Genomic DNA, 16,459 nt, shown 5'->3' with positions numbered 1-16,459 from the left:
AGGAAAACTAGTGGCCTTGGATATTCGACGCCAGATCCCCGCAACGTTTGAGCGCGTGGAGCGCAGCAAGTACGGCTATAACGCCAAACAGGTGGACCAGTTCCTCCAGCGCGCCCGGACATCGTTTGAGAACCCGGTAGGCACGGCGGACCAAGTGGCCAGCGTGGACGTCAGGGCCGTGGCTTTTGATCCCGTCAAGGGCGGCTACGATGCCAACAGCGTCGATGCCGCACTGGACCGGTTGGAGGACGCGTTTGCGCGCAGGGAGAGGGACGACCTCATCAGCCAGCAGGGCGAAGAAGCCTGGCTGCGGCAGATCGGCAAACTCTCCGGCATTCTCCGCGGCAGGCTTCACAGGCCCGACGGCGAGCGGTTCCGTCGCCCGTCGGGGAAGCGGACCCGCAGCTACAACGTCGAGGATGTCGATGCCCTGTGCGCCGAGCTCATCGGGTACCTGGAACACGATCAGGCCCTGAGCGTAGACACTGTGCGCCGGGCTGTTTTCCGGGCAGCCAAGGGTGCCGAGGGGTACGAGGAAGCCCAGGTGGACGCTTTTCTCGCCCGGGTTGTGGAGCTCATGGCGGCCATCGACTGATCAGTAACACGGGGTTGGTTTAGGCCTTGCGGGGAGTCGGCGAGATTGGCGGGTTGTTCTTGTAAGCCTGGTCGTAGGCGCGCTTGCCCACAAGCATGGACCCGGTGAAGAAGGCCAAGGCTACAAAGACCGCGATTGAGACGAAGACTGGTATGGGGAGTCCCATTGCCAGGAGCGCGGACCCCGACCACAACGCCATCAAGGCCGAGTTGGCTGTGATCATGAAGATCATGCTGCTGCCGGCCAGTTGGCTCAACGAGCTCCGCGGGCCCAGAAAGTAGTAGGTCTGGTCGGAGCCGGCCAAATCGTCGTGGTACGCCGCCATAAGATAGCGGGCCATCCCCGGATCGAGTTCCACATACGCAGCCCGCAGCCTGTTCATGGCGATCACATACATCAGGTCTTCCATGCCGACGTTCAGTACGCGAACCTGAGTCAGAAAACCGACCATGACGTCGATGCACAGGATGGTCAGCGCGAAGGCCCTGAATGCGTCTGAAAACTGGGTGGCATTGCCCACCAGTGCCACACTGAGCAGGCTTGCCGACGTGAAAGTCAGGAACATGCTGATGCGGGTGAGGACTTCACCTTGGGTGGTGCTCCTTGATGCCAGCAGGCTCCAGTGTTCCGTGGCCAACAACTGCGCGCGAACGCTGGGAGATAACTCCGGTGTGGGCGGCGGTTCTGGACCGGCGGCGCCCGGTTCCTCGGACATGGCGCCATTGTCCACCCTGCGGGGGCAGCGGACAACGGCTTGACGCCGCTACCTTTCGGTCGCTACGGGCCTCTCCGGCACATGCAGCCGCGACATCACCCGGTTCACTGACGCCGGAACACGGTTCTTGGTGATGATCGACACCGTCACGGTCACCGCGAATGCTGCAGGCACGCTCCACGCCGCAGGCTGAGCCAACCACGCCGGCGCATTCCCGGGGCCCATGAGGGTGCCCACCACCATGGCGCCCCCGCAAAGGAGCGCCCCTGTCAGCATGCCCGCGATGGCGCCGGCGTCGGTCAGTCCGCGCCACCAGATCCCCAGCAACAACAGCGGGCAGATGGTGGACGCTGTGAAAGCAAAGACCAAGCCAACGCTTCCTGCCAGCGCAAGAGTGTCTGTCATCAACGCAAAACCCAAAGGTACGACGGCGGCCAGCACCGCAGCGAGGCGGAAGCCCCTCACGCTTCCTCCAAAGAGGTCCTGGCTGATGACGCCGGACAGTGAAACAACCAGCCCGCACGTCGTGGACAGGAAGGCGGCGAACGCACCGGCGACTACCAAGGCGGACAGGAGGTCACCGGCCATGCCTCCCACGAGTTTGCCGGGCAGCAACAAGACCAGGGCGTCGGCTTGCCCGGACTGTGCCAGTTCCGGCGCGAACATCCTGCCCAAGGCCCCGGACAGGGTAGGAAAGAGGTAGAAGACGGAGAGCAGCCCCAGCACAATGAGGGTTGTCCGGCGGGCCGATTGGCCGTCCGGGTTGGTGTAGAACCTCACCAGGACGTGGGGGAGGCCCAGGGTTCCGAAGAGTAACGCCACCAGAAGTGATATGTGCTGGTACGCCCCGGCAGCCCCTTGGCCGGTGGGATTGACGGGCAGAGGTGCTTGTGGTTGCGTGCCGTTACCTGCCAGCACCAGTAGGACGAACATGACGGGCACCGCCAGCGCAGTCAGTTTCAGCCAGTACTGGAAAGCCTGAACGAAAGTGATCGAGCGCATGCCACCGGCAGCCACCGTCAAGCACACCACCACCACTACCGCCGTCGAACCGACCCAGGACGGCAGGCCGGTGGTGATCCGGATAGCGAGCGCGGCGCCGTGGAGTTGCGGCACGATGTATAGCCAGCCGACGGCCACCACCATCAGGCTGGTCACCCGGCGGACCAGCTGTGAGTCCAACCGTGCTTCGGTGAAATCCGGAATGGTGTAGGCGCCGGAGCGACGCAGGGGAGCGGCCACGAAGAGTAGCAGCATCAGGTAGCCGGCCGTGTATCCAACAGGGAACCAGAGTGCGTCGGTTCCTGAAAGCAGGATCAGCCCGGCGACGCCCAGGAAGCTGGCGGCTGAGAGATATTCGCCGCCGATTGCAGAAGCGTTCCACCAGGGCGGAACGGTTCGTGAGGCCACATAGAAATCGCCGGTGGTCCGTGAAATGCGCAGGCCGTAGAAGCCAATGGCGGCCGTCGCGATGGAAACGGCGAGGAAAGCGAAGAGGCCAACGGCTGGGTTCACTTGTCCTCCACAAGGTCCCTGTAGCGTGCCTCGTTGCGGGCTGCTGCACGATTGTAAAGCCAGGCGCTGAGCCCGATCACGGGGTAGATGCCGGCGCCCAGTACCAGCCAATCCAACGGAATCCCTGCGATTCTTGTCTCCGCCACCCCGGGGCCGTAGACCAGAAAGAGTGCGAGCACGGCGAGGATAATCAGGAACCCGCAGGCCACCACCAGGGCCAACCGTAGTTGGGACCGGATCAGGGAGCGGATGAAAAGACGTCCGGCGTCGGAGTCTTCGCTGTCCTCCCGGGGATAGGGCGACCTGCCCGGCGCAGCTGTGGCCGACTGCCGTGGCGCCGTGACACGGACGCGTGTCATCCTTGCGGCCGGATGCGGGTGGAGTGCAGCTTTTCCCTGACCGAGGGCAGGTGCCTGCGACTGATGGGCAGTTCAGCGCCGGCCACCGCGACGCTCGGCCCTGTGGCGGACAGCTTGAGGTGCTGTACGTGGTTCAGGGCGATGAGATAGGAGCGATGGATCCGGATGAACCCGGCTCCCGCCCATTTTTGTTCGAGATCGCTGAGGGGAACCCGGATCAGGTAACTGGCTTCGGCGGTGTGCAGTCTTGCGTAGTCCCCTTGGGCCTGCACGTAGGTGACGTCGTCGCGGCGGATCATGCGGGTGGTGCTGCCGAGGTCCACCGTGATCATTTCCGGCGCTGGAGTTCCATCCTTGATGAGATCGCTGATCCTGTCCACGGAACGCGAAAGCCGTTCCGCCCGGAGCGGCTTCAGCAGGTAGTCGACGGCGGCGAGGTCGAACGCTTCGAGCGCGCAGTCTTCATCTGCGGTGACGAATACGACGGCGGGCGGGCGGGCGCTGCGGGAAATGACGCGTGCGATGTCCAGGCCTGAGAGCGCGGGCATGTGGATATCGAGGAAGACAGCATCCACGGACTCTGTTTCCAGGGTCCGCAGCGCCTGGGCGCCGGATGATGCACGGTGGATGACGCCGATGCGGTCATCCCGGCCCAGCAGGAAGGCGAGCTCTTCCACTGCGGGTAGTTCGTCATCGGCGACGAGCACGTTGATCATGTTTAAAGACTAACCGCAGCGTCAGGCGTCGTGGTCGGGCTGGGATTTGGGCACCCGCATTGTGATCATGGTGCCTTCGCCCGGCGCCGTGTCGATGACAAGCCCGTGCTCGTCGCCGTAGACCTGCCTGAGGCGGGCGTCCACATTGCGGAGTCCCACGTGGTCACCGTCTGTATGTCCGGCGAGCACTGACCGCAGATGTTCCGGGTCCATGCCCACGCCGTCGTCTTCGATGGTCACTTCGGCGAACGCGCCGGAGTCATTCGCGCAAATGGTGATGTGTCCCGGCCCTTCCTTGGCCTCCAAGCCGTGCCGGACGGCGTTTTCCACCAGGGGTTGGAGGCTGAGGAACGGGATGACGGTGCTGAGGACTTCGGGAGCGATCCGAAGGCTCACTTGAACGCGCTCGCCAAACCTGGCCCGTTCCAACAGCAGGTAGCGATCTATGCAGCGTAGTTCCTCCGCTACGGTGGTGAAGTCCCCGTGCCGCCGGAACGAGTACCGGGTGAAATCGGCGAACTCCACCACGAGTTCCCTGGCCCTTGCTGGATCGGTGTTGATGAAAGAGGCTATGGCGTTCAACGAGTTGTAGATGAAGTGCGGACTGATCTGCGCGCGAAGTGCCCGGACCTCGGCTTCCATGAGGAGGGTGCGCGAAGATTCCAGCTCTGCCAGCTCCAACTGCGCGGCAATCCAGTCGGCCACTTCGCTGGTGGCCCTCACCAGCCCGGCCCCCGCCGCAGGGGCCAGTGCGGCCACGGAGCCAACCACCTTGGATCCGGCCCGGATGGGTGCGATCACAGCGCTGAAGTCGTGGTGTCCATGGTCGGAGGTGGCAGGGTAACCGGCCCGGGGAACCACTACCGTGCGCCCCGTGGTCAGAACTTCCGCCGCGAGCCGCATCAGTGTGGGCCGGAGTTCCTCGGCGGCGCCGTCCCAGGCGAGCACTGAGTCCGTGTCCGTGATGGCCAACGCGTCGCAGCCCAGAAGGACCCGCAGTTGCTTGCTCGCCTTGGCTGCTCCGGCGGGGTGGAGGCCGCCGCGAAGGTGCTGCCCGGCCCGGGAAGCTGCATGGAGTGTGGTGTAGGTTGCGCGCTCGGCGTCCGTGCCCAGATCCCTGAAGGAACGGATCACCTTGAGGCCAACGCCCACCACGACGGCGACTGCCAGGGCGATCACGGCGATCGCGGCTGCGGTGAAGAGCGGGGAATCAGGCATGAGGCCAGCGTAGCCGGATGCGCCTCCGCGGCCGGCCGGTTGCCCCGGTTGGTCACTCCCAGGTGCCGTTTGGCGCAGCATCATAACCGCTGAGCGACGGCGGTCGGCGATCCTCTGGATCAGGTACAGCACCGCGTTCGATAGTGATTGCAGTCACATTGGCAAGGCGCGTGGAGCTGATGTGGACACATCACAATCAGGAGGAACCATGGGTAATGAGGCCCAACCCCAGGACGCAACAGCGTCCGTGGACTTCCAGGAAGTCCAGCAGACGGAACGGTTCAAGACACTGCGCAAGCGGCACCGGAGCTTTGTCTTCCCGATGGCAGTTGTATTCCTGCTTTGGTATTTCGCTTACGTCCTCTTGGCCGCCTACGCAGTGGACTTCATGTCCATCAAAGTGTGGGGCAATATCAACGTCGGCCTGATTCTGGGCCTGCTGCAGTTCGCCACCACCTTCGGCATTACGGCTTGGTACGTGAGTTACTCCAACAGGAAGCTGGACCCCATTGCTGCTGAAATCCGCAACGAGATCGAGGGCCACGAATTCGATAAGGACGGCAATGTGAACAGCGGGGTAACCAAATGAACACCATGGTCCCGGCGGCAGTGAACGTCGAAGCCCTCAAAGACACCACCCTGTTGAATATGGGCATTTTCGCCCTGTTCGTGGCGGTCACCATGGTGATCGTCTTCCGAGCCAGCCGGAACAATAAAACCGCGGCGGACTACTACGCTGCCGGGCGCTCATTCACCGGCTCCCAAAACGGCACGGCAATTGCCGGCGACTACCTCTCCGCCGCCTCGTTCCTAGGTATCACCGGCGCCATTGCCATCAACGGCTACGACGGTTTCCTTTACTCCATAGGCTTTCTGGTTGCTTGGCTCGTCGCGCTGCTGCTGGTGGCTGAACTGCTCCGCAACACCGGCAAGTTCACCATGGCCGATGTGCTGTCCTTCCGGCTCCGCCAGCGCCCTGTGCGCATTGCGGCAGCACTGTCCACGCTGGCGGTTTGCTTCTTCTATCTCCTCGCCCAAATGGCGGGCGCGGGCAGCCTAATTTCGCTCCTGCTGGGCATCAGCGACTGGGGCGGACAAGCCCTGGTGATCATGGTCGTCGGCGCCCTGATGATCATGTACGTTCTGATTGGCGGCATGAAGGGCACCACCTGGGTACAGATCATCAAGGCAATCCTGCTGATCGCCGGTGCCGCAGTCATGACGGCCATGGTGCTCGCCATCTACGGCTTCAACCTGTCCAGCCTGCTTGGCTCTGCAGCCGAGGCCGCCAACAACCCGGCCATCCTGAACCCGGGACTGCAGTACGGCAAGACCGAAACGTCCAAGCTCGACTTCATGTCACTTGGCCTCGCCCTGGTCCTGGGAACGGCGGCGCTCCCGCACGTGCTGATGCGCTTCTACACCGTCCCCACCGCCAAGGAAGCCCGCAAGTCCGTGGTCTGGGCCATTTGGCTGATCGGCCTCTTCTACTTGTTCACCCTGGTACTGGGCTACGGTGCCGCAGCCCTGGTAGGTGCAGAAACCATCAAGTCCGCACCCGGCGGCGTCAACTCCGCAGCACCCCTGCTGGCCTTCCACTTGGGTGGCCCGCTGCTCCTGGGCTTCATTTCCGCAGTCGCCTTCGCCACCATCCTGGCGGTGGTGGCCGGCCTGACTATCACTGCGGCGGCATCCTTCGCACACGACATCTACGCAAATGTCATTGCCAAGGGCAAAGCCGACGCGGTTACTGAGGTCAAGGTAGCCCGACGCACCGTGGTGGTGATTGGGGTACTTGCCATTCTGGGAGGAATCTTCGCCAACGGTCAGAATGTGGCTTTCCTGGTGGCCCTGGCCTTCGCGGTAGCAGCATCGGCCAACCTGCCCACCATTGTCTACTCCCTGTTCTGGAGGAAGTTCACCACCCAGGGCGCGGTGTGGAGCATGTACGGCGGCCTTGCTGCTGCCATCTTGCTGATCACGTTCTCACCTGTGGTTTCCGGTGCCAAGACCTCCATGATCCCGGGAGCGAACTTCGCCCTCTTCCCGTTGAGCAACCCAGGCATTGTGTCCATCCCGCTGGCCTTCTTCCTCGGCTGGCTCGGAACGGTCCTGGACAAGCGGCGCGAAGATCCCGCCAAGCAGGCGGAGATGGAAGTGCGCTCACTGACCGGCATTGGAGCTGAGAAGGCGGTAGACCACTAGCCTCGTCACGAAAACGCCATCACACGAAGGGCTCCTCTGCAAAGCATTGCAGGGGAGCCCTTTGTTGTGGGCCAAAGACCTATTTTTTCAGGCTCAGCCATTCCTTCAATTGCTCCAGCGGCCAGGTGGTGACGATCCGTTCCTTGGGCACACCCATGGCTTCGGCCCGCTCAGCCCCGTACTGGAGGAAATCGAGCTGGCCGGGTGCATGAGCGTCGCTGTCAATGCTGAACAGGCAGCCGGCGTCCAAGGCCATGGTGATGAGGTTTTCCGGTGGGTCCTGGCGCTCGGGCCTGGAGTTAATTTCGACGGCGACACCCCACTCCGCGCATTCCTTGAAGATTTTGGGGGCATCGAATTCGGATTCGGGCCGGGTGCCCCGTGAGCCTTGGACCAGACGGCCCGTGCAATGCCCCAGCACATTGGTGTGCGGATCACTGATGCCACCCAACATTCGTGTGGTCATGGTCTTTTTGTCTGATCGAAGTTTTGAGTGAACGCTGGCCACCACCACGTCCAGACGGTCCAGCATGTCCGGGGTCTGGTCCAGGGTGCCGTCTTCAAGGATGTCCACTTCAATTCCTTTGAGCAGTCGGAAGCCATCCTGGGAGGCGTTGATGCCGTCCACCACATCCAATTGCTTCTCCAGCCGTTCCACGCTGAGGCCATTGGCGATAGTGAGGTTGGGGGAGTGGTCCGTCAAGGCAAGATACTCGCGGCCGAGGGTGCGCGCGGCGGCAACCATGGCTTCGATGGGGGAGCCGCCGTCGGACCAGTTGCTGTGGCTGTGCAGGTCGCCGCGTAATGCTGCCCGCAGCGTGTCACCTCCGGCGGCCAGCGCTTCATTGCCCCGCTCGCGTAAATCAGCCAAATAGTCGGGAATCCGGCCTTCCATGGCTTGGGTGATGACTTCGGCGCTGCGGTTGCCTACGCCTTTGAGACTGGTGATCCGTCCGGAACCCACGAGTTTCTTGAGGTCCTCGGGCGAAAGCTGCCGTGCGGCGTCGGCTGCTTTCCGAAACGCCTGGACCTTGAAAGTGGGGGCTTGGCTTCGTTCGAGCCAGAAAGAGATTTCGTCGAGCGCCTCAAGGGGATCCATGGCTCCATGATCCACGAACAAGGCGCACCATCAACAGTGGGCAGTGTTGATGGTGCGCCGGTTCGGTCACTGCCAACTAGTGGTGGTGACCCGGATCCAGGGCGGGATTGGAGCCCCGGCCGCTTTCTTCATGGGGTGCCTGGCCATGCTCTCCGTGGGGGACAGCATGCTGGCCCGCCATCGAGGCGGCCAGGCCGGGTGTTGCTACAGAGGCAACAACGACGGCGGCTCCGAACGCGGCTGCCAGAAGCCGCCCGGTCCTTGGCTGGCCGTGGGCGCCGCCGTCGTTGGTCTTGTGCTGCCGCCTCAGCCAGCCAGCCCCGGCAACTGCCATGAGTGTCAGGCCTAGAGCGGCAAAGTGGCTCACATTCAGTGAGCGCTGGGTGCTGATCCCGGCCACCGTCGCTGCAAGGTGGGCAGCAGCAGTCATAGCGAGGACAGGAAGTGCATAGCGGGCAAGGACCAGGGTGTTCCGGTGCAGCCCCCACAGCGACCAAGCCAAGAATGCGAGGCCGCCGGCGAGGGTTGCTACACCGGCCACCACCTGGCCGGGTGTCACCGTTTCCGTTCCGGCGAGGTAGCCTGCAGCGAGGGAAAGCTCAACCATCCCGGCGGCCATTGCCGCGAAGTACACGAACAGAAGGGTCGCTGCGCTGAGCGTGGGGTGATTTTTGCGTTCCATGGCTGTGCAGTCCTCTCGCTTAACAAGCGGTGATCAGATGATGTTCAGACGATTCAGAAGCTGATCAGGCGCGGGCGGACGCTACGGCGGCCTTGTCCTGCGACAGGGCAACGCCCAACAGGACTACGGCGCTGGCAAGGTGCAGGACGTTGTCCGCACCGTTGAGAGCAATGATGTTCAGCGAGGAACCCACCAGGAAGAGTCCAAGGATGCCCACCAGGAGGTAGACGCCACCCACGGCAGTATTGACGCCCTTGGACAGCGTGACGCTGTTCATTCCGGCGTAGAGCAGTGCGGCGCCGATGGCCAGGTGGATGATGTTGTGAAGCGGGTTGACGGCGAAGATGATCAGGTTGGCGCCCTCGGTGGCGAAGAAGCCGATTCCCGAGGTGACAAAGAATCCGAGGACGCCTACCAGGAGGTAGACGGCTCCGAAGATGGTGGCGATCAGGCGATTGGGCGAAGTACGCATGGTCCGAACCTTCCGGTGATGGCCGGAAAATCCGGCCGTCCTGCTGAGCCCCGGTTGGGGCTCTCAAGCAGTGATTCGGACCATATGCGCAGGTGGATGGGTGGTGGACCGGATAAATTCCCGGACGTTCAGGGGCGGAGGCGGATGCTGGTCATTTTGAGGTCGTCGGTGCCTTCGAAAACGTACTGGAGGTCGATTGTCTTGCCGTCGCATTGCAACGTGCCCCCGAGGTTGGCTTTGTTGTTTCCGTTTTCCGAGTTCACGTTGACTGAGTTGTAGTTCGGCTTGCACGAGCTATCCAGGTTCAGGCTGGCGATGCCGTCTAGGAAGGACTGCTTGTCCAGCTCGTCTTTCAAGGGCTGGCTCAGGTAGGTGTCATAGGCCTGCTCTGTTTGGCCCGAGACCACCAGATTAGTGAACTCGTCCGCCAGTGATCTGGCTTTGGACGTCGCATTCCCTACCAGGTTGACCAACAGCAGTACACCCACCACTGCCAGGACGATCACTCCCGCGACGATGCCGAGGACAATCCACAATACTTTCCGGCTCTTCTTCGGGGGCTGCTGACCGTACGGGCCGGGTTGGTACTGCCCGGGCTGGGTTTGGCCTTGGGTATACGCATTCTGTCCGTGGGGGTAGGGGTTTTGTGCGTACGGTTCGTGGCCGGGTGCAGCATAGTGGGGGCCGCCTTGGGGAGAAGCGGACGACGGCGGCTGTTGCCACTGCGGCGACGCCCCGGGCTGTGGGGGATACGGGCCGCCTGTCTGCGGGGGATACCCGGGGCCAGGGGGAACCGGCGGCGGGTTCTGGCCATGGTTGTTCGGCTCGGGTTGGTTGGGTTGTTGCGGGTTGCTCACGGTAGTGCCCCTTTCGGTAGCCTTCGGCAGCGCCACCACCTGGCCGGGGACCTCTGGCCGGCCCCCGATGCGTCCACTTGCATCAAATCGCATGCCGGTTCTGCGGGCAAGTGATGCACCGCCCATTACTGCAGGTGAAGAGTCATTTTCATTCGCCGGAGCGTCTCCCCAGCAGCGGTTGCACCCGGTACGGGATCATCTCCCGCATAGCCAGTGCCGTGTCTGTCCGTTCCACCCCATCACAGCCGAGGATCTTTCCGTTGATGCGGTAGAGGTCCTCCGCGTCCAGGGCAACCACGCGCAATAGCAAGTCCGCGGAGCCGGTCAGGCCGAAGCCTTCAAGGATTTCAGGGATGTCTGCGAGGTCTTCGGAGAGCGAGGCCAGTTTTTGTTGTTGCACATGGACAGTAATGAAGGCGGTGAGCGGGTACCCCAGCGCCGCGGGATTGATGCGCCGCTCGAAGGAGAGAAAGGCGTGTTTCTTCTCCAGTTGTGCCATCCGGGCTTGGACAGTGTTCCTGGACAGGCCCAGCTTCTGCGCCAAGGCCACTACAGTACCTCGGGGATCCTTGGCCATGGCCGAAAGGAGACGGGTATCAGTGCCATCCAAGGGTTGCATAATGCGCAAGATTAGCACGGCCGAGCTTCTCTAAACAGGGCATAATGCTCAACTTCGGCGAGGGTAGTTGTACCCGATGCCCGTTGTGAGTAGGGTCACACTTAACTCCGGCGAAGGTGCCGGAGGGCCGGTCTGCGGCAGGATCACAAGTCCAGCCAGCGCCGACAAAAACGAGCCGGAAGGTTGCGATCACCTGTGTTGACGGATCAGGCAGGCAAGGGAGTGCACCACCACACTCCAAGCCCGGAACATAGTGCACAAATTCCCTTGAGGACTGGCGGAGAGCTGCTCCAGTTGGTGTCGCCCGAGGGCGAACGCATCAGCCATCCAGAATTCGATATCTGGGTCAAGGACATTGGCGACGAACACCTGTGCTCCTTGTACGAGGACATGACAGTCATTCGCCGTATCGATGCGGAGGCCACGGCCCTCCAGCGTCAGGGAGAGCTCGCACTGTGGCCGCCGTTGCTGGGTCAGGAAGCAGCGCAGATCGGCTCAAGCCGCTCGCTCCGGGACGATGACTTCGTTTTCCCCAGCTACCGCGAAAGCGGGGTGGCCTACGTACGTGGCGCCCACCTGTCCGAGATTGCCCGGGTATGGCGCGGAAACGCCTCCTATGGGTGGGATCCAATGCGCATCAACCTAGCGACGCCCCAGATCATTATTGGTTCGCAAAGTCTCCACGCCACCGGCTATGCCATGGGCGTTCAGTTGGATGGTGCCAATACCGCGGTACTTGCCTACTTTGGCGATGGTGCCACGAGTGAAGGCGACGTCAACGAGGCCATGGTCTTCGCAGCGAGCTACCAGGCTCCCGTGGTGTTCTTCTGCCAGAACAACCATTGGGCCATCTCCGAGCCCGTCCGCGTGCAGTCCCACGTCCAGTTGGCTGACAGGCCCACCGGCTTCGGCATCCCCAGTATGAGGGTTGATGGCAATGATGTGCTGGCTGTCATGGCTGCAACCCGTGTGGCGTTGGACCGGGCCCGCAAGGGTGGCGGACCTACATTTATCGAGGCTGTGACATACCGCATGGGTCCGCACACTACCGCCGATGATCCCACCCGGTACCGTGACCCCATCGAATTGGAGGACTGGGCTGCCAAGGACCCCATTCTGAGGCTGCGCAAGCTGCTCGAAGCCAAGGGCTTGCTGACTGACGACGTGGAAGCCAGGGTGAAGTCCAAGGCCGATGCTGTGGCCGCGGAACTGCGATCCAGCTGTATTGATATGCCGGACCCTGAACCGCTGGACGTTTTCAACCACGTTTACAGCACCCCAAACCCTTGGATTGAACGCCAGAGGGACCACTATTCGCGCTACCTGAACAGCTTCAACCAGCCCGCCGAGGAAGGTGCACTCTGATGTCCAAGCTCACTTTTGCCCGGGCCATCAACGCCGGTCTCCGGAAGTCCCTCGAAAACGACCCCAAAGTGGTCCTCATGGGAGAAGACATCGGCTCGCTCGGTGGCGTCTTCCGCGTCACGGACGGGCTGCAGAAAGATTTCGGGAAGCACCGGGTCATCGATTCCCCTCTGGCCGAGTCAGGCATTATCGGCACCGCGGTTGGCTTGGCCTACCGCGGCTACCGGCCGGTGTGCGAGATCCAGTTCGATGGCTTCATCTACCCGGCGTTCGACCAGATTGTCAGCCAGGTAGCCAAGATGCACTACCGTACGCAGGGACGGGTGAAGATGCCCATCACCATTCGTGTTCCTTTTGGTGGCGGCATCGGATCGCCGGAACACCACTCCGAATCACCCGAAGCGTATTTCACGCACACTTCCGGGTTGCGTGTGGTGGCGGTTTCCAACCCGCAGGATGCGTACACGATGATTCAGCAAGCCATTGCCTCCGATGATCCTGTGCTCTACTTCGAGCCTAAGCGCCGCTATCACGACAAGGGCGATGTGGACGAGACCCTTGACCTCTCCACTGCCCTTCCCCTGGATAAGGCTGCCGTGGTGACCGCCGGCTCGGATGTCACGCTGGTGGCCTACGGTCCCCTCGTGAAGACTGCCAAGGATGCTGCCATGGCTGCCGCCGACGAAGGCATCTCGGTGGAAGTCATCGATCTGCGCTCGCTGGCCCCCGTGGATTACCCGGTAGTGGAGGCCTCTGTCCGCAAGACCGGACGCTTGGTGATCACCCACGAGGCGGGGCAGTCCGGTGGCCTGGGCGCCGAGATCGCCGCCAGCATCACGGAGCGCTGCTTCCACTATCTGGAGTCCGCCCCGGTCCGCATCACCGGTTTCGATGTTCCGTACCCCTACTCGAAACTCGAGATGCACCACCTGCCGGATCTGGACAGGATTCTCGACGGCGTGGACCGCGCCCTGGGTCGGCGCAACTCGTTGAGTGGACTGGAAGGATGACCGCCACCATGATCAAGGAATTCAGGCTGCCGGACCTTGGCGAGGGCCTGACCGAATCGGAAATCCTGAGCTGGAAGGTAGCGGTGGGGGACACCGTCACACTGAACCAGGTCATCGCCGAAGTTGAAACCGCCAAGGCAGTTGTGGAGTTACCCTCTCCGTTCGCGGGAGTGGTAGCAGAACTTCATGAGCAGCCCGGCACGGTGGTGGAAGTTGGCAAGCCCATCGTGTCGTTCGAGGTTGACGACGCCGGGTCCTCCAGCGGGCGCAGCTTGCCGGACAGCGGTGACCGGTCTGCTGGTGCTGGATCTGCTGGCGCTCCATCCGCTGGAGTCAGCGTCGCCGTCGAAACATCTGCCAATGGTTCGGCGGCAACCGCCGGCGTTGAAGCAGTGGGGACCCCGGCGAAACGTGAGCCGAACCTGGTGGGGTACGGCGCCGTCGTCGAGCACAGCGGCCGCCCGGCCCGCCGTGCCCGCGGTCACGTTCTGGCCGCGCATTCCGCACCGCCCGCGCATTCCGCACCGCCCGCGCATTCCGCACCGCCCGCGGCTCCGGCGCCAATCGAGCCTGCGGTAGCTCGTCTGGCAGAGGGGGACACTTCCGAACGTCCGCGATCAACCCCGCCGGTGCGAAAACTGGCGCGCGATCTTGGCATTGATCTGAAACTCGTTCCCGGAACCGGCATGGGCGGGCTCATTACCCGCGAGGATGTTCAGAACTTCTCCGGTGCAACGGCAGCCGCAGCCCCGGCCGAAGGCCGGGTTTCTGAGGCAGGGGCTGAGCGCGAAACCCGCACTCCCATAAAGGGAGTCCGAAAGTTCACGGCCGCGGCCATGGTGCAGAGCGCTTTCACTGCGCCGCACGTTACCGAGTTCCTCACGGTGGACGTCACGGCCACCATGGAGTTGCTGGCAAGGTTGAAGGGCAACAAGGCGTTCGAAGGCTACAAGCTCACTCCGCTGACCCTTGCGGCCAAGGCGGTCCTGGTGGCGCTGCGGAACAACCCGTCGCTGAACTCGCGGTGGGATGACGCCAGCCAGGAAATTGTCCAGTTCAACTACGTCAACCTGGGCATAGCGGCCGCCACGCCCCGAGGCCTGACGGTCCCGAACATCAAGGATGCGGACCGGCTTACCCTTCGTGAGCTTTCCACGGCGCTGACTGAACTGACGGATACCGCGCGTGCAGGCAAGACGTCGCCGTCGGAGCTGTCCGGCGGCACCATCTCCATCACCAACATCGGCGTGTTCGGAATCGACGCCGGCACCCCCATCCTGAACCCGGGAGAGGCTGCCATTGTGGCGTTGGGTGCTGTGCGGAAGGCGCCGTGGGTGGTGAATGACCAACTCGCTGTCCGGCAGGTCATGTCACTTAGCCTGTCCTTCGACCACCGCCTGGTGGACGGGGAACAGGGATCGCGATTCCTTGCCGACCTCGGGGCGATCCTTGCCGACCCCGCAATGGTGATGACCATGATCTAGCGGTAACCGAAGCTGCGCCGGCCCATCCCTTTACGAGTGCTTGCAGGAAACTGCAGCTAAGGGGTGGGCCGTCGCGCATTAAGCCTGAACTAAAGCCCGCGTCAGTCTTCGGAGGGTCGGTTCTTCGCTGGCTCGGTCTTCGGTGGCTCAGTCTTCCGTGGGGGTCGTCCGGTTGGAGTGGTACGTGCGCCAGCTGTGCTCCGGTTCAAAACTCAGCAGCCTGCGCGCCTTGTCAATGGACAGCATGGTTTCGTGCTCGCCCAGTTCTTTGAGGACCTCGACGCCGGGAAAGACTTCCGCAGCCAGATCAGCGCTGCTCCGGCTCATCACAGTATCGGCCGCGGCAATGATGAAAGTTTCAAAGCCCGGTTCACCATGTTCCAAGGCCCTGACCACAGCCAGGGCACCGTCGCGGGCATCAATGTAGCCCCACAGATTCCATTTCCGAAGGTTTGCGTCAGAGTCGAAGGACGGGAAGGCATCGTAGTCCTCGGGGTCCATGACGTTGGAGAAGCGCAGCGCCGTGATGCTCAGTTCCGGATCCCATCGTGTGAGCTGGATGGCCATCTGCTCCTCAAGATGCTTGACCAGTGAGTAGGTGCTTTCCGGACGGGCCGCGTACTCCTCATCCACGGGAATGTAGGGAGGTGCGATGTCGAAAGGGAGCCCCAGGACTGTCTGGCTGGAGGCATAGACCACCTTCTTGATGCCTGCCCTTCGTGCCGCTTGAAACACGTTGTACGTGGACACCATGTTGTTCTCGAAAATCGCGGCGTCGGGGGCGAGACCCGGAGCGGGGATGGCGGCCAAGTGAACAATTGCGTCCAAGCCATGGTGCTGGTCGTCCAAGCCCAGGATGACATCCACGACCTGCCCATAGTTGCGCAGATCAACGCTTACGTAGCCCTTCCCGCGGATGCCGGCTCGGTCCATGTTGAGCACCTGGTGGCCGTCCTGCGTGAGCCGCCGAACCACGCTTCTGCCCAGTTTCCCGCTTCCGCCCGTGACAGCAATCCTCATTTACCGCTCCTCGACATTTGTGCTCCTAGACTTTTGGTGCTCCTGGACATTTTGTGCTCCTGGCTATGGGGCCGGACCTAACCCGCGATTCCTCGCCGGTTCAGCAAGGCTTAGGTTTTCCAGCCTAGGTGGCACATCTGTTGAGTGCAGCCCTTAAGGCAGGCCCTGTGAGTCCTAGGAAAACCGGAACAACCCGCGGGCGTGCGTGTTGCCGGAGAACCCACATCAAATCAGAGGCGGCAGTCATCGGGCGGCGGGCGGCGGGCAGTGGGCAGCGAGCAGTAGGCGGTAGTCAGCTGCTAGCGGCGATGATGAAATGAGGGCCCGGTACAGGCTATGCACCGATCGCCCTCCCCAAAGTCCGCGTCAGGCGCCCGTCCCCTCGGGTCAGGCCCCGCACACCGTTTTCAGGCAATCCCGTTCAGGCAGTCCCGTTCAGGCAGTCCCATTGAGCCTATTCAGACAGACCCGCGTGGGGTTGTTGTGGGTTGGGTTTATGTTCGTTGGGGTGTGTGGTGGTGGTTGCGT

General features: G+C 62.5%; 17 protein-coding genes. 6 read left to right on the top strand and 11 right to left on the bottom strand.

Annotation, left to right across the window (positions count from 1 at the left end):
- The first annotated feature begins 10 nt into the window (after positions 1–10).
- Entirely contained in the window at positions 11–595 is a 585-nt protein-coding gene (locus MOD31_RS14355) for a DivIVA domain-containing protein (protein ID WP_142939710.1), read from the top strand.
- 19 nt (positions 596–614) lie between these two features.
- Here the strand turns inward: MOD31_RS14355 and MOD31_RS14350 are convergent, their stop codons facing one another.
- From MOD31_RS14350 to MOD31_RS14330, 5 genes are read right to left on the bottom strand one after another with little or no spacing between them, the layout of a single operon-like run.
- Positions 615–1,310, bottom strand: coding sequence for a hypothetical protein (locus MOD31_RS14350; RefSeq protein ID WP_142939709.1), 696 nt, complete (start codon positions 1,308–1,310; stop codon positions 615–617).
- Between the two features lie 48 nt (positions 1,311–1,358).
- Positions 1,359–2,825, bottom strand: a complete 1,467-nt coding sequence (locus tag MOD31_RS14345) for a cation acetate symporter (protein WP_223942189.1) — start codon at positions 2,823–2,825, stop codon at positions 1,359–1,361.
- Positions 2,822–3,184, bottom strand: coding sequence for a hypothetical protein (locus tag MOD31_RS14340; protein ID WP_142939707.1), 363 nt, complete (start codon positions 3,182–3,184; stop codon positions 2,822–2,824). Before MOD31_RS14340 ends, MOD31_RS14345 begins: the two co-directional genes overlap by 4 nt.
- On the bottom strand, positions 3,181–3,900 hold the full coding sequence (locus MOD31_RS14335) for a LytTR family DNA-binding domain-containing protein (RefSeq protein ID WP_142939706.1): 720 nt from the start codon (positions 3,898–3,900) through the stop codon (positions 3,181–3,183). The genes MOD31_RS14340 and MOD31_RS14335 overlap by 4 nt, the downstream gene beginning before the upstream one ends.
- A gap of 21 nt (positions 3,901–3,921) precedes the next feature.
- Positions 3,922–5,118 carry a sensor histidine kinase gene (locus MOD31_RS14330; RefSeq protein ID WP_142939705.1) on the bottom strand — a complete coding sequence of 399 codons (1,197 nt, stop codon included), beginning with the start codon at positions 5,116–5,118 and terminating at the stop codon, positions 3,922–3,924.
- Positions 5,119–5,326: 208 nt separating this feature from the next.
- On the opposite strand from MOD31_RS14330, the gene MOD31_RS14325 reads away from it, so the two are divergent.
- Both MOD31_RS14325 and MOD31_RS14320 read left to right on the top strand, forming a co-directional pair.
- Positions 5,327–5,707 (top strand): DUF485 domain-containing protein, encoded by a 381-nt coding sequence (locus MOD31_RS14325; protein ID WP_142939704.1) that lies wholly within the window; start codon positions 5,327–5,329, stop codon positions 5,705–5,707.
- Entirely contained in the window at positions 5,704–7,323 is a 1,620-nt protein-coding gene (locus MOD31_RS14320) for a cation acetate symporter (protein WP_142939703.1), read from the top strand. The genes MOD31_RS14325 and MOD31_RS14320 overlap by 4 nt, the downstream gene beginning before the upstream one ends.
- A 79-nt stretch (positions 7,324–7,402) precedes the next feature.
- Here the strand turns inward: MOD31_RS14320 and MOD31_RS14315 are convergent, their stop codons facing one another.
- The 5 genes from MOD31_RS14315 to MOD31_RS14295 all read right to left on the bottom strand — a co-directional run bounded on the left by MOD31_RS14315 (position 7,403) and on the right by MOD31_RS14295 (position 11,052).
- A complete protein-coding gene (locus MOD31_RS14315) occupies positions 7,403–8,422 on the bottom strand; it encodes a PHP domain-containing protein (protein ID WP_250820952.1) in 1,020 nt (339 codons plus the stop codon).
- 76 nt (positions 8,423–8,498) lie between these two features.
- Positions 8,499–9,104 carry a hypothetical protein gene (locus MOD31_RS14310; protein ID WP_250820951.1) on the bottom strand — a complete coding sequence of 202 codons (606 nt, stop codon included), beginning with the start codon at positions 9,102–9,104 and terminating at the stop codon, positions 8,499–8,501.
- A gap of 64 nt (positions 9,105–9,168) precedes the next feature.
- On the bottom strand, positions 9,169–9,576 hold the full coding sequence (locus MOD31_RS14305) for a DUF4383 domain-containing protein (protein WP_062067466.1): 408 nt from the start codon (positions 9,574–9,576) through the stop codon (positions 9,169–9,171).
- A 128-nt stretch (positions 9,577–9,704) separates the two neighbouring features.
- A complete protein-coding gene (locus MOD31_RS14300) occupies positions 9,705–10,433 on the bottom strand; it encodes a hypothetical protein (RefSeq protein WP_250820995.1) in 729 nt (242 codons plus the stop codon).
- A gap of 148 nt (positions 10,434–10,581) precedes the next feature.
- Positions 10,582–11,052, bottom strand: coding sequence for an Lrp/AsnC family transcriptional regulator (locus tag MOD31_RS14295; RefSeq protein ID WP_024820292.1), 471 nt, complete (start codon positions 11,050–11,052; stop codon positions 10,582–10,584).
- A 195-nt stretch (positions 11,053–11,247) separates the two neighbouring features.
- Here MOD31_RS14295 and pdhA point away from each other — a divergent pair, with 195 nt between their 5' ends.
- From pdhA to MOD31_RS14280, 3 genes are read left to right on the top strand one after another with little or no spacing between them, the layout of a single operon-like run.
- Complete coding sequence (pdhA, locus tag MOD31_RS14290) at positions 11,248–12,417, top strand: pyruvate dehydrogenase (acetyl-transferring) E1 component subunit alpha (RefSeq protein WP_142939700.1); 1,170 nt, start codon at positions 11,248–11,250, stop codon at positions 12,415–12,417.
- The gene (locus MOD31_RS14285; RefSeq protein ID WP_024820294.1) at positions 12,417–13,427 is read left to right on the top strand and encodes an alpha-ketoacid dehydrogenase subunit beta; all 1,011 of its coding nucleotides are present in this window, start codon (positions 12,417–12,419) and stop codon (positions 13,425–13,427) included. The genes pdhA and MOD31_RS14285 overlap by 1 nt, the downstream gene beginning before the upstream one ends.
- Entirely contained in the window at positions 13,424–14,911 is a 1,488-nt protein-coding gene (locus MOD31_RS14280) for a dihydrolipoamide acetyltransferase family protein (protein ID WP_250820950.1), read from the top strand. Before MOD31_RS14285 ends, MOD31_RS14280 begins: the two co-directional genes overlap by 4 nt.
- Positions 14,912–15,058: 147 nt before the next feature.
- On the opposite strand, the gene MOD31_RS14275 is transcribed toward MOD31_RS14280, so the two are convergent.
- Complete coding sequence (locus MOD31_RS14275; RefSeq protein WP_250820949.1) at positions 15,059–15,931, bottom strand: NAD(P)-dependent oxidoreductase; 873 nt, start codon at positions 15,929–15,931, stop codon at positions 15,059–15,061.
- Positions 15,932–16,459 lie beyond the last annotated feature (528 nt).

Origin of the sequence: Paenarthrobacter sp. TYUT067, assembly GCF_023656375.1 — a bacterium.
Taxonomy (GTDB): Bacteria; Actinomycetota; Actinomycetes; order Actinomycetales; family Micrococcaceae; genus Arthrobacter.
The sequence above is the reverse complement of the archived record's forward strand: the minus strand, read 5'-3'. Positions and strand labels throughout refer to the sequence as shown.